The organism is Rhizobium sp. L43, assembly GCF_002531725.1.
Lineage (GTDB): Bacteria > Pseudomonadota > Alphaproteobacteria > Rhizobiales > Rhizobiaceae > Rhizobium.
The window spans coordinates 153,357-166,750 of the sequence record NZ_NWSQ01000016.1 but is presented as its reverse complement, the minus strand read 5'-3'; the positions used below and the strand labels follow the sequence as shown (position 1 = coordinate 166,750).

The 13,394-nt window shown below is 61.6% G+C and carries 11 protein-coding genes; all 11 read right to left on the bottom strand.

All coding sequences use genetic code 11. The features are described 5' to 3' along the window. Nucleotides 1–22: 22 nt before the first annotated feature. Nucleotides 23–811: an APH(3')-II family aminoglycoside O-phosphotransferase gene (locus tag CO667_RS21790; protein ID WP_097620332.1), complete on the bottom strand. Its 789-nt coding sequence runs from the start codon at nucleotides 809–811 to the stop codon at nucleotides 23–25. Further along, entirely contained in the window at nucleotides 808–969 is a 162-nt protein-coding gene (locus CO667_RS35460) for a hypothetical protein (RefSeq protein WP_179874191.1), read from the bottom strand. The genes CO667_RS21790 and CO667_RS35460 overlap by 4 nt, the downstream gene beginning before the upstream one ends. 107 nt (nucleotides 970–1,076) lie before the next feature. Then, nucleotides 1,077–2,180, bottom strand: coding sequence for a DUF930 domain-containing protein (locus CO667_RS21785; RefSeq protein ID WP_097620331.1), 1,104 nt, complete (start codon nucleotides 2,178–2,180; stop codon nucleotides 1,077–1,079). A gap of 37 nt (nucleotides 2,181–2,217) precedes the next feature. Next, nucleotides 2,218–2,958 (bottom strand): DUF930 domain-containing protein, encoded by a 741-nt coding sequence (locus tag CO667_RS21780; RefSeq protein ID WP_097620330.1) that lies wholly within the window; start codon nucleotides 2,956–2,958, stop codon nucleotides 2,218–2,220. 178 nt (nucleotides 2,959–3,136) lie between these two features. Beyond that, nucleotides 3,137–3,430: a GYD domain-containing protein gene (locus CO667_RS21775; RefSeq protein ID WP_097620329.1), complete on the bottom strand. Its 294-nt coding sequence runs from the start codon at nucleotides 3,428–3,430 to the stop codon at nucleotides 3,137–3,139. A gap of 242 nt (nucleotides 3,431–3,672) precedes the next feature. Beyond that, the gene (gene rpoD / locus CO667_RS21770) at nucleotides 3,673–5,730 is read right to left on the bottom strand and encodes an RNA polymerase sigma factor RpoD (protein ID WP_097620328.1); all 2,058 of its coding nucleotides are present in this window, start codon (nucleotides 5,728–5,730) and stop codon (nucleotides 3,673–3,675) included. A gap of 468 nt (nucleotides 5,731–6,198) precedes the next feature. Next, entirely contained in the window at nucleotides 6,199–6,546 is a 348-nt protein-coding gene (locus tag CO667_RS21765; protein ID WP_097620327.1) for a GFA family protein, read from the bottom strand. Between the two features lie 10 nt (nucleotides 6,547–6,556). Next, nucleotides 6,557–7,594: an L-threonine 3-dehydrogenase gene (gene tdh, locus CO667_RS21760; RefSeq protein WP_097620326.1), complete on the bottom strand. Its 1,038-nt coding sequence runs from the start codon at nucleotides 7,592–7,594 to the stop codon at nucleotides 6,557–6,559. A gap of 254 nt (nucleotides 7,595–7,848) precedes the next feature. After that, on the bottom strand, nucleotides 7,849–9,036 hold the full coding sequence (locus CO667_RS21755) for a glycine C-acetyltransferase (protein ID WP_097620325.1): 1,188 nt from the start codon (nucleotides 9,034–9,036) through the stop codon (nucleotides 7,849–7,851). Nucleotides 9,037–9,132: 96 nt separating this feature from the next. Beyond that, nucleotides 9,133–11,001 (bottom strand): DNA helicase RecQ, encoded by a 1,869-nt coding sequence (gene recQ / locus CO667_RS21750; RefSeq protein WP_097620324.1) that lies wholly within the window; start codon nucleotides 10,999–11,001, stop codon nucleotides 9,133–9,135. Further along, complete coding sequence (gene dnaG, locus CO667_RS21745) at nucleotides 11,001–13,010, bottom strand: DNA primase (RefSeq protein ID WP_097620323.1); 2,010 nt, start codon at nucleotides 13,008–13,010, stop codon at nucleotides 11,001–11,003. Before dnaG ends, recQ begins: the two co-directional genes overlap by 1 nt. Nucleotides 13,011–13,394 lie beyond the last annotated feature (384 nt).

The following is a 13,394-nucleotide window of genomic DNA, read 5'->3' as shown; positions in this document are numbered from 1 at the left end:
CACATCGCGCAATCATTGCAGCCTAGAAGAACTCATCGAGCAACTGATAATAGCCGAGCCTCGCCGGCTCCGTGGCCGGCATGCCGTAACGATCAAGGAATGGCTGCACCAGCGCCTCGCCGAGATTGGAAGCGATGCTGCGGCAGGCAAGCGCGATATCCTGATAACGGTCAGCGACGCCGAGGCGGCTGCAGTCGATATAGCCGGAGAACCCGTCTCCCGAAGCTATGAAATTCGGCAGGCAGGCATCGCCATGGGCAACGACGAGATCCTCGCGGCCCGGCCTCCTGGTTTCGAGCTCGGCAAACAGGGCTTCGGCACTCTTTCCAAGCCGCGTCTCATCGAAATCGGTCTCGTCGACGATGCCGGCCTGCATCCGCGCTTTTGCCGTTGCAATACGTCTCTCCAGCCGATGATCGAAAGGGCAGGAAGCGATCGGCAGACGATGCAGGTCGAGAAGGGCTGCGGCCAGCAGTTCGACCCGCGCAAGCGGCGTCAGCGCCAATGCGCTGGCAAGGTCGGTTCCCGGCAGGGCGCTGATCAACAGCCAGTTGCGCTCGCCGTCGCTTTCCCTGGCGATGACATCGGGACACGGCAGACCGGAGGCCTTGAGCCAGCCGAGCCGGGCTGCTTCATCGGCCAGCTCGCCAAACGGCCCCGCCTGCTCGACCTTCAGATAAAGGACCGGCAAGCCCTCGCCTTCCAGCCGGAAGACGCTTGCCGCCGACCGGCCGAGCGCATCCTGCTCCATCCGGTAACCGGACAGGCGTGCCGCAAGCGGGCCAGCAGGCAATTTGTCGGAAACTATCAATGAAACGTTTCGGCGGGCGCTGCTTCGAGAAGGATCTCGAAAGCTTCTTCCAGTGCCGCCACCAGAATATCGGTCAGCTCGTCGCCCTTGTTTTCCAGGAACAACGCGCTCACGGCTTCGTCCTGACGCCCAAGAAAACGCTCGATCTCGTTCGACATATCATTGTCCCTTCTTCACCGTAACCATCACGGCCATGAGAAGAGGCTAGATGCGGTTCCTTGCGCGTGGCTTGTTCCCGATGAGACGCAATCCAGCATCGCTAGGACTAGTCACGAATTTCATATTTCGCATACTGACTGCGGGGGATCAATCCACCAACTTCGTAGGCAAACGACACGACTTTCGTGGCGTCCTCATCCAACTCGCAACGGAAGCGAACCTGGTACCAGCCTTTAGCTGTGCCAAAGGCGGCATCCGGCACATCAAGGACGGTCCCGCTTCGCAACCCGAAACTAGGCAATGCGGACGGGAAAAAACTCGGCGAACCATGAACGAGTTGGCCCTGAAGCTCGGTAGTGCAAAGCGTGGCCACTCGCTCTTTGCGCGGAAGGCCATCGATCGCGGTCTGCGCAAACAAATTGCCATCTCCCATGCGCGAAAACAGCGTTTTTGCCTTGGGCAGGTCGTTGTTTTTAGCGACCGCTTTCGGCTTGTCAGCAGTCTTCTGCTCCGGCGGCTTGGCCTGCTCGATACTGGTCGTGGCTTCGCCAGACACGTCTGTCGGCGGCCCATTGGGCTTCGGAGAAACGTCTGTTGTCGCAACCTCTGGAAGCTTCACATCATCTGGGACAGGCTTTGAAGCAGGCGTTTCAGTTTCAGGTTTTTCCGCAGCAGCCTGTGTCGGCATCTGCTCCGGTTCCACATCGTGCTCCCGCGGAGTTGCTGCGGGTTTGGCTTGGCCTTGAGAAGATTTTCCCGCCAACGATTTTTCGGGGCCGCTATTCTTATCGCCAAACTCGATGACAGGGTTCAGGGTCTCCATCGGCTTCGCCTGCTCAGGCACTTTCTTGGCCGTCGGCGGCGGTGGCGGTGGCGGTGGAGGAGGTGGCGGCGGCTGCTTCTTTGCCTCTTCCGGTGGTTTTGGCTCCGGCGGCTTTTCCTCGGGTTTCTTCTCTTCCGGCTTTTTTTTCTCCTCCGGCGGCGGAACGAGTTCCACCTTCACGCTCTCATCCTCGGCTGGCTTCGGCTGGATCTTTGGCAGCCCGAAAATAAGAAGGGCGACGATAGGAATATGGGCGACAACGGACGCGACGACGCCCCAGCGGATTTCAGGCCGCCGGTTTCCCGCTTCGTGATGCGCTTCCGTTTGTACCACTTCGTCTGTCACAGCAGCGATGTGGCCTCTAAAACCGGCAGCATCAAGCCACAAAAGGAAAAAACCTCGTGATCGCAGCAACGATGGGGGTTCATTGGTCGGCAGGCCCGTCGTCGGCCACCAGATCATGTGCCTGCCACTCATCCCTCGGAATGGCGCTGCCGATGAGAAAGGCGAAGGAAGCGACCTTGCCGGAGCGGGCATCGAGTTCGCACCTGAACTGGATGTTGAACCACGCTTTCTCGGTCCTGATGGCGCCGCCCCTCACCTCGACGCTGTTGCCGCTGACCTTCTCCGCCGCCATCGCATAGGGCGCGAGCGTATCGGGCCGCATATCCGGCCGCGCGCGGCGGACCTGCTCCATCGCCTCCAGGTCGCAAAGCTGCAGATTGCGCTCGCCGCCGGCAAGGCCACGCAGCGCTTCGCGGGCGCGCCGGCTGCGCGGATCCGATAACACCGTCTCCGAAAACAGCTGGCCCGCCTCAACGAATGCATCAGGCTTCGGCGGCACCGAAGGGACGGAAGCCGGTTCGGGCGACGTCACAACCGCCGGCGCCTGCTCCTGATGCGGCGGAGCGATCTCTCGGGCGGGCGCACTCACATCCGGCTTTGTCGCAATGCGCGCAGGCGTCGCGACCGGCTGCGCTATTGCTGAAGGTTTGGCCACCTCGGGAACGATATCGACGGTAATGCCGTTGTCCGGCAGCGGTGTCGGCGGCTCAGGTCGCGGAAGCAGCAGGAGCAGCAGCGCAAGCATGACGGCATGCAGAGCGAACGAGGCGAAAGCGCCCCGCTCGATGCCTTCATCCCGATTTTCCCACGTCAGTTCCATCGCTCAGGAAACAGCCGTCGGGCAATCGAAGGCGGTCATGAAACCCAGGAACGCTTTCATCAAGAGCCTGCCGATGCGCCACGAGGAATTAAGGACAGGGCGACAGTGCCAGTCTGACGCGAGTTGCGCAACGTTTATGATCGCCGATAGCGGTCCCTTGTCGCGATCAACGTCGCAATCAACCAAGCGAGCCGATGATCTCTCGATAGGCGGCCTCCGGGAATGCCTTCAGTGTCTGGGTGCGGACATTGCCGCCCATCGCCAGCGAGAGGCCAAACCGCGCCATGACGGCATCGTCAGGCGCTTCGCAGACAGCCACCATGTCGTAACCGCCCATCGTCAGAAAGAACTGGTTGAAGGAGCCGCCCATGTCGCCGAGCAGTTTCTTCGCCGCATCCAGCCGTTTTGACGAGTCGCGAACGTTGCGCACACCTTGGTCCGTCCAGTTGATCAACACGATGTAAGTGGTCATTTCGCACCTCCCAACGGAGGATTCGCCCGACACGGGCATGCATCGGTCCTCGCTCGCGCATCGCGATCGATTTCTTCCCCCGTGGCCGGACTATAATCTTGTCACCCCCGAGCGACAAGAAAGCCGCCAGGATCATTGGTATTAGTGCGTCGCCCAAAAGTGTGCGGCAGTGGCGCAAAGACAAAAAGCAAAAAGCCGGACATGAAGCCCGGCTTTCGCAATCGTAGAGATCTTGTCGTCCCTCAGCTGTCGAGGAACGAGCGCAGCTTTCTCGAGCGGCTCGGATGCTTCAGCTTGCGCAGTGCCTTCGCCTCGATCTGGCGGATACGTTCGCGGGTGACCGAGAACTGCTGGCCGACTTCTTCGAGCGTATGGTCGGTGTTCATGCCGATGCCGAAGCGCATGCGCAGCACACGTTCCTCGCGCGGCGTCAGCGAGGCGAGAACGCGGGTCGTCGTTTCGCGCAGGTTCGCCTGGATGGCGGCGTCGATCGGCAGCAGCGCGTTCTTGTCCTCGATGAAATCGCCGAGATGCGAATCCTCTTCGTCGCCCACCGGGGTTTCGAGCGAGATCGGCTCCTTGGCGATCTTCAGGACCTTGCGGACCTTTTCGAGCGGCATGGCGAGCTTTTCGGCCAGTTCTTCCGGCGTCGGCTCGCGGCCGATCTCGTGCAGCATCTGGCGCGACGTGCGGACGATCTTGTTGATCGTCTCGATCATGTGCACCGGAATGCGGATCGTGCGGGCCTGGTCGGCGATCGAACGGGTGATCGCCTGACGGATCCACCACGTCGCATAGGTCGAGAACTTGTAACCGCGGCGGTATTCGAACTTGTCGACCGCCTTCATCAGGCCGATATTGCCTTCCTGAATGAGGTCGAGGAACTGCAGGCCGCGGTTCGTGTACTTCTTGGCGATGGAGATGACGAGGCGAAGGTTCGCTTCGACCATTTCCTTCTTGGCGATGCGCGCTTCGCGCTCGCCCTTCTGCACCATGTGCACGATACGGCGGAATTCCGAGATCGAGATCCCGGTTTCGGTCGCCAGATTCTGGATCTCCTGGCGGATGTCGCGGATCGTCGTGTTTTCGCCGCGGGCGAATTCCTTCCAGCCGCGGGCGGCCAGATTGCCGATCGACTTCATCCAGTTCGGATCGAGCTCGGCGCCCTGGTACTGTTCCAGGAAGCTATCGCGCTTGACGCCGTAGGATTCGGCCAGACGCAGCAGGCGGCCCTCGTTGGAAACGAGGCGCTTGTTGATATCGTAGAGCTGCTCGACCAGGGCGTCGATGCGGTTCTGGTTCAAGGACAGAGACTTGACGGCCTTGATGAGCTCATCCTTGAGTTCCTTGTAGCGGCGCTCCTGGGCGGTCGACAGCGTGCCGGAAGCCGACAGGCGCTGCTCGACCTGCTGGTCCTGCAGCTTGCGCAGCTTCTTGTAGGTCTCGGCGATCGTATCCAGCGTCTCCATCACCTGCGGGCGAAGCTCGGCTTCCATGGCCGCCAGCGAAAGATTGGATTCGTCCTCGTCCTCTTCCTCCTCCTCGGGAGGCAGGCCCTCGCCGCCGACATCGGTGATGTCGTCGTCGCCGGAGCGGGCGCGGCGGGTCTTTTCCTTCTCCTCGGCGGCCTTGCGGTCGGCCTCGATCTTCTCAGGGCTCTGGAACTGCGGCGCAGCCTTGGCTTCGGGACCGGAATAGGTCGTTTCGAGATCGATGATCTCGCGCAGCAGCGTCGTGCCTTCGTTGAGTTCGTCGCGCCAGATGATCAGCGCCTGGAAAGTCAGCGGGCTCTCGCAGAGGCCTGCGATCATCGTTTCGCGGCCGGCCTCGATGCGCTTGGCGATCGCGATTTCGCCCTCGCGGGAGAGCAGCTCCACCGAGCCCATCTCGCGCAGGTACATACGAACAGGATCGTCGGTCCGGTCGGTCGGTTCTTTTTTCTTGGCAGTCGCGAGCGCAGTACCGCTCGACGGCGCGAGTTCGCCGCCTTCGCTCTCTTCGTCGCCGCCGCTATCGTCGTCATCGCCGCCGCCGGAAGCACCGGCTTCCTCGGCTTCCTCGTCCTCGATGACATTGATGCCCATGTCCGACAGCATCGACATCGTGTCTTCGATCTGCTCGGATGTCACTTCTTCGGACGGCAGGACCGCGTTGAGCTCGTCCATCGTCACATAGCCGCGCTTCTTGGCGGCCTTGATCATCTTCTTGACCGCGTCGTCGGAAAGATCGAGAAGAGGGCCGTCGCTTGCGCCGTCGCGTTCGACTTCCGCGTCTTCGTTCTCTTTGACCTTGGTTGCCATTTATATCGTCGCCTTCCTGACGCTATCCAATCTCGCTACGGTGAATGGGCCGTCTCAGGGCCAGACGCGTCGCTCGCGCCGCCCTCGAATCACCTTTGCCCACCTAACGGGATGACATTTAAAGCCTGATTAACCACGATAGCCGGCACCGGACAGCAAAGCTTTTTTGCTTTTGGATTTCCGGCCATGGTTGCGCGATCCGCCTTGACCCAGTTCACCGTTTCAACAAGTCGAACGGTGATTCCCACATTTTTTGCTCTCGTCAAGCTTTTCCACAAAAAAAAGCCCACGAAAAATCGGAAAAAGCCTTATCCACAGGCTTTGAACCGCGGCAGCGATTGCGAACCTTATTTAAGAGGCGGCGAACAAAAGACAAGGGCAGCAAGAATTTTGCCTGCTGCTGCAGGTGTTTCGGCCATTTTTGCAGTCCTGCCGGCGATCTATTCGCCCCTGACCGACGAATATTGGTTATTTTGCCTTGCCATCATAGGCCGTCACCGTCAGCGCCCCGAGATCGACCGCGGGAATACAGCGCAGATTGATCGAGGCCATCGCCGCACCGTTCGGGCCCACGCCCTCACCGAATGGCGCGATGCCGCAATTGGCGCAGAAGTGATGCCGGATGACATGCCAGTTGAAAGTATAGGTCGAGAGATTAGCCTCGGGCGTCTTCAGCACCAGCTTGTCACGCGGCACGAAGGCGAGAAGCCCGCCGCGCCGGCGGCAGAGCGAACAGTTGCAATCGAGCGCCTCGGTGAATTCGCCTTCGACCTCGAAAGCCACGTTGCCGCAATGGCAGCTTCCTTCATAAATCATGTCGTCCTCCTCACATCCAATCCATGACGACCTTGCCGGAGTTACCCGACCGCATCGCCTCGAAGCCGTCGCGGAAGTCGTCGATGCCGATCCGGTGGGTAATGATCGGCGAAAGGTCGAGGCCGCCCTGGACGAAGGCGATCATCTTGTACCAGGTCTCGAACATCTCGCGGCCATAGATGCCCTTGAGATTGAGCATCTTGAAGATCACCTTGTTCCAGTCGATCTCGAAACCGGCAGGCGCGATGCCGAGAATGGCGATCTTGCCGCCATTGTTCATCTTGTCGATCATGTCGCGGAAGGCTGGGGCCGCACCCGACATTTCGAGACCGACGTCGAAACCCTCCGTCATGCCGATCGCCTTCATCACATCGGTCAGGTTTTCCTTGGAGGCATCGACGACGTGGTCAATGCCAAGCTTGCGCGCCAGATCCAGCCGGTGCGGATTGATATCGGTGATGACGACCTTGCGGGCGCCGGAGCGTTTGGCGACCAGCGCGCCCATGATGCCGATCGGCCCGGCGCCGGTGACGAGCACGTCCTCGCCGACGAGATCGAAGGAGAGCGCGGTGTGCACGGCATTGCCGAACGGATCGAAGATTGCGGCGATCTCGTCCGATATATCGTCCGGGATCGGCACGACATTGCTTTCGGGAATGCAGACGAACTCACCGAAGGACCCCGGACGATTGACGCCGACGCCGAGCGTGTTGCGGCAGAGATGCCCCCTGCCCGCCCGGCAATTGCGGCACTTGCCGCAAACGATGTGGCCCTCGCCGGAGACCCGCTCGCCGACATGATAACGGGTGACCGCCGAACCGATCTCGGCGATCTCGCCGGAGAATTCATGGCCGACCACCATCGGCACCGGAATGGTCTTCTGCGCCCACTGGTCCCAGTTCCAGATATGCACGTCAGTGCCACAGATCGCCGATTTCTTCACCCGGATCAACACATCATTCGGCCCGACCTCCGGCACCGGCACATTCTCCATCCAGAGCCCGACTTCCGGTTTTGCTTTGACCAGCGCCTTCATCATGTTCGACATTCAACCATCCCCACATTTATTTGGCGCCGTCCTCTCGACTCCCTCTTCTCCCCAGCGGGGAGAAGGTGCCCGATAGGGCGGATGAGGGGGCCGCACGGCACGCCGTCTAAACTAGAATTTATTCCTCGCTCGCCGCTCGAAACCTCGCTTCGCTCGCCTCTCATCCGACCCTTCGGGTCACCGACCGGGGTCGAGCCGCGGGTCTCGACCCGTCCTTCGGACCCCCGCTGGGGAGAAGAGGGGCAAACCCATTCTCAAATCACACCCAATTCCCGCCCTGCCTCGGCAAAGGCGGCAATCGCCCGCTCGACATCCGCCCGCGAATGCGCCGCCGACATCTGCGTGCGGATGCGGGCCTGGCCTTTCGGCACCACCGGGAAGGAAAAGCCGATGACATAGATGCCCTTCTTCAGCATCAGGCCCGCCATATCCTGGGCGAGCTTGGCGTCACCCAGCATGACCGGGATGATCGGATGACCTTCGCCGGCGAGCGTGAAGCCGAGCTTGGTCATTTCGCTGCGGAAGAGGTCGGCATTGTCGGACAGGCGCTTGCGCAAGGCGTCGCCGTTTTCGATCAGGTCGAACACTTTCAGCGAGGCCGCCGCAATAACCGGCGCCAGCGTGTTCGAAAACAGATAGGGCCGCGAGCGCTGCCGCAGCCATTCGACGACTTCGGCTTTCGCCGCGGTATAACCGCCCGATGCACCGCCGAGCGCCTTGCCGAGCGTGCCGGTGATGATGTCGATCCGGCCCTCGACGCCGCAATGTTCCGGCGAGCCGCGGCCGTTCTTGCCGACGAAACCCACCGCATGGCTGTCATCGACCATGACCATGGCACCGTATTTCTCGGCGAGATCGCAGACACCGCCGAGATTGGCGATGATCCCGTCCATCGAGAATACACCGTCGGTGGCGATCAGCTTGTAGCGGCTGCCTTCGGCCTTTTTCAATTCCTCTTCGAGTGCCGCCATATCATTGTTTGCGTAGCGAAAGCGCTTGCCCTTCGAAAGCCTGACGCCGTCGATGATCGAGGCATGGTTTAGCGCGTCCGAGATGATTGTATCCTCTTCGGAGAGCAGTGTTTCGAACAGTCCGCCATTGGCGTCGAAGCAGGAGGAATAGAGGATCGTGTCTTCCATGCCGAGAAAGGCGGAGATGCGCGCTTCGAGCTGCTTGTGCTCTTCCTGCGTGCCGCAGATGAAGCGCACCGAGGCCATGCCGTAGCCGTAGCGATCAAGCGCCTGCTTGCCGGCCTCGGCCAGTTCCGCGTTGTCGGCAAGGCCGAGATAGTTGTTGGCGCAGAAATTCAGCACCCGCTCGCCGGAAACAACGGCGATTTCGCCGGACTGCTTCGAGGTGATGACGCGTTCGGACTTGTAGAGGCCGGCATCCTTCAGCGCCGAAATCTCGTTACGGAGATGGGAGAGGAATTGTGAGGTCATGGGCGGCCCTTCGTGAAGATTTCCGTCCCAGCCGGGTTAGCATATCGCCACCGGCTTGTCTTCTTCAGCGCGGGACCGCGATCAGCCGTCAGCTGTTCAATCCCTGTCGTGCGAGAGGATGATCTCCAGGAAGGGATCGCCGTAGCGTTCGAGCTTTGCCTGTCCGACGCCTGATATGGCGAGCAGCTCCTTGCGGCTGCGCGGCTTCTCCGTGGCGAAGGCGATCAGCGTCGTATCGGGAAAGACGACATAGGGCGGCACACCGAGCGATTTCGCGATCGCCATGCGCTCGGCTCTCAGCGCTTCGAACAGAGTGCCGTCGGCGCCTGAGAGTGCCGACTTGCGTTCGCTGCGTTCCGCCTTCTTCGTGCGCCGCTCCGAAGCCGGGCGGTCCTTGCGGAAGAACACCTGCCGCTCGTGCTTGAAGACGGCGCGCGCCTCCGGCTCCAGCTTCAGCGCGCCGAAAGCTTCGTGGTCGACGCGGATCAGCCCCATGGCGAGCAGCTGGCGGAAGACCGATTGCCAGACACGCGCCGGAATATCCTTGCCGGCGCCGAAGACCGGCATCTCTGTGTGGCCGAAACGCTCGGTCTTTTCGTTGACGTTGCCGAGGAGCACGTCGACGACATGGCCGGCGCCGAAACGCTCGCCGGTGCGATAGATCGCAGCCAGCGCCTTGATTGCGGCCTCCGTGCCCTCCCAGGTCTCGACCGGTTTCAGGCAGGTGTCGCAATTGCCGCACTGGCCGGCATGCGCCTCGCCGAAATGGGCAAGGATCGCCTGGCGGCGGCAGGAGGCCGTCTCGCAGATCGCCAGCAAGGCGTTGAGCTTGGCGCGTTCGACCCGCTTGATCTCGGCGGCGGCACTGCCCTCGTCGATCATCCGGCCGCGCTGGATGACGTCGGCCATGCCATAGGCCATCCAGACCTCCGACGGCAGGCCGTCCCGCCCGGCGCGCCCGGTCTCCTGGTAATAGGCTTCCACCGAGCCCGGCAGGTCGAGATGGGCGACATAACGCACATTCGGCTTGTCGATGCCCATGCCGAAAGCGACGGTGGCGACCAGGCAAAGATTCTCTTCTTTCAGGAACGCATCCTGATTGGCGTCGCGAACCGCCCTGTCCATACCGGCATGATAGGCGAGCGCACGAATGCCCTGCCCGTTCAGCCATTCGGCCGTATCCTCGACCTTGGCGCGCGACAGGCAATAGACGATGCCGCTATTGCCCTTGTGTCCGGAGAGAAACCGCAGGAGCTGCTGTCGCGGCTGGTCGCGCTCGACAATCTCGTAGGCAATATTCGGACGGTCGAAGCTGGTGGTGAAGATCTCCGCAGCATCGAGTCCCAGCCGCTCGATGATGTCGTCGCGCGTATGCGGATCGGCCGTCGCCGTCAGGGCGATGCGCGGCACGCCGGGATATTGTTCGCCGAGTCGGCCGAGCGCACGATATTCCGGCCGGAAATCATGACCCCATTGCGAGACGCAGTGCGCCTCATCGATAGCAAACAGCGCGATCTTCTCGTTGGCGATCAGGTCACGGAACCCATCGGTCAGAATGCGCTCGGGCGTCACGTAGAGAAGGTCGAGCCGGCCTGCCGAAAGCGCGCGGCGAACCTCGACGAATTCCTCGCGCGACAGCGACGAATTGAGCGCTGCGGCGCGGATGCCGAGCTGCTTCATCGCCTCCACCTGATCGCGCATCAGCGCAATCAGCGGCGAAACGACGATGCCCACACCGTCACGGCAGAGCGCCGGGATCTGGAAGCACAGCGATTTTCCGGCACCCGTGGGGAAGAGCACCACAGCATCGCCGCCGGAAACCACATGCTCGACCACCTGCTGCTGCTTGCCGCGGAAGGAGGAATAGCCGTAAACCTGCTTGAGGATATCGAGCGGCGCGCGGCCGGCGGAAAACAGCGCATCGGAGGCGGAAAAGCCCGGTTCGTTCCGTTCGGTCAGCGACATCAGTGGTTCGCCGCCCCTTTGACACGGCCGGAAAGCACCCCGAAGCCATCGATGATCGCCTCCTGGTTCTCAAGGCGCACCCCTTCGAAATGCACTTCCTGCTGCGCCCGCATCAGTTGAACGATCGCCTCGCCGTCACCGGCTTCGGTCGCCAACGCGATCTCGCGCTCGAGTTCGATCTTCTGCCGGCGCAGCGCCTTCGCCCGTTTGTGGAAGGCCAGCGCCTGGCGGTAGCCTTCGCGTGCATCCTCCATCGCCGCCTCCTCGGTCGCCGTCCAGAGCCGGGCATTGCGCACCTGCTGATCGAGGCTCTTGATCAGCGCGCCGAAGCCCTCGAACTCCAGCCGTTCGGTCAGATATTCGCGCGTCAGATGCGGGCCGGCGACGGCAGCGGCGGCTCCCAGCATCGCCGACCAGAGCCGCTGCAGCTCGCGGCTGTCATAGTCGATCGCGGCGATTTCGTCATAATCGTCGATCATCAGCGAGGGATGATTGATGACGGTCAGCGCCAGCACACTTTCGCGCAACGCCGTATTGTCCCGGTGGCCGCGCACGGGGCCTGAGCGGGCAAGCCGGTCGGAAATGACGCTGGGGCTTTTCGGCCCTGCCTTGCCGGCATTGTCGCGGCCGGCGCGGTAATTGCCATTGCCGTTGAAGCCGCCGCGGCGTTCGCCATTGTTGCGGTTCTGGAACTGCGGCTGGAAGAAGGCGTTCAGCCTGTCGCGAATATCCTGCTGATAGTGGCGGCGCACATTCTCGTCGGCGATGACGGCGACCAGTTGCTTCAGCCGCGCTTCGAGCTCGGCGCGTGCCTCAGGCGTATCGAACTTGCCGGTGTTGACCTCCCGGCTCCACAACATCTCGGAAAGCGGCTTTGCCTGGCTCATCACCTTGTCGAACGGCGCGCGGCCGTCATCGCGCACCAGATCGTCGGGATCCTTGCCATCGGGCAGAAGCGCGAAGCGGACGGAACGGCCGGGCTTCAGATGCGGCAGCGCCAGTTCGGCGGCGCGATTGGCGGCGCGGATGCCGGCGCCGTCGCCATCGAAGCAGAGCACCGGCTGCGGCACCATCTTCCAGAGCAGTTCGAGCTGGTTTTCGGTAAGCGCCGTACCGAGCGGCGCAACGGCATTCTCGACGCCGGCCTGATAGAGCGCGATCACGTCCATATAACCTTCGACGGCGATGATGGTGCCACTCGCAGTGTCGTCCTGCGGATCGCCGCGGCCGGGCCCCTGGATCGCACGGCGCGCGCGGGCGAAATTGTAAAGGACATTGCCCTTGTGGAAGAGCTCCGTCTCGTTGGAGTTCAGATATTTCGCCGGCGCATCGGCCGACATGGCACGGCCGCCGAAGGCGATCACCTTTTCCCGCGATGAAAGGATCGGGAACATGATGCGGTCGCGGAAGCGATCGTAGGAAACCGGCACGTCTTCATGGACGACCAGGCCGCAGGCCTCGATCTGCTCTTTGAGCACGCCCTTGCCGGCGAGGAATTCCTTCAGCGCATTACGGCTGTCAGGCGCATAGCCGAGACGGAAGGTCTCGATGGTGCGCCCTGTCAGCCCGCGGTCGCGCAGATAGGCGCGCGCCCTCGCCCCATTCGCCGTCTGCAACTGATCCTGGAAAAATTGTGTCGCCATTTCCATGACGTCGATCAGCGAGCCGCGCTCCTTCTCGCGCTTCTCCATGACAGGGTCGGCAAGCGGCATCGGCACGCCGGCCATGTCGGCGATCTGCTGCACCGCCTCGGGAAAACTCAAGCCTTCGAGTTCGCTGAGGAAGCGGAAATGGTCGCCGGTGACGCCGCAGCCGAAGCAGTGATAGCGGCCTTTCCGGTCCTCACAGTGGAAGCTCGGCGATTTCTCGCCGTGGAACGGGCAGCAGGCCCAGTAATCGCCGCGCGACACGTTGGTCTTGCGCTTATCCCAGCTGACGCGGCGCGCGATCACGTTCGAAATCGGAACGCGGTCGCGGATCTCATCGAGAAAGGTGTTGGAAAAGCGCATTTATACCTCTTGGCCAAGCTTCATATAAGCTGGTTTGCCGCTCCATGCCACGAAACTTGTCATCAAAACCCGCTATTCACAGGCAAGTGCACCGGTTGCCCAAGACGTCGGTTATCCAATCAACAACACGTTATCGCCCCTGCGACAGGGGTGCGACATTATTGTCCTCGCGGATCGGGAAAGACACCGTCGCGAGTGCTCCACGAAGAGCCGCAGCCTTCGGGATTTCCGGATTAAAACGTTTAGAAACAGGGATTTATCAATTCCGTCGCTTGGGCATCGCCGTCTTGGAGGCCGCTGTTCAGCCGCCGCTTTGAGGCCTCTCGAACCGCCGTTTTCGCCAATCATTATTTTTTTGTAATTTGAATAAGCCGCCAGCCCGCA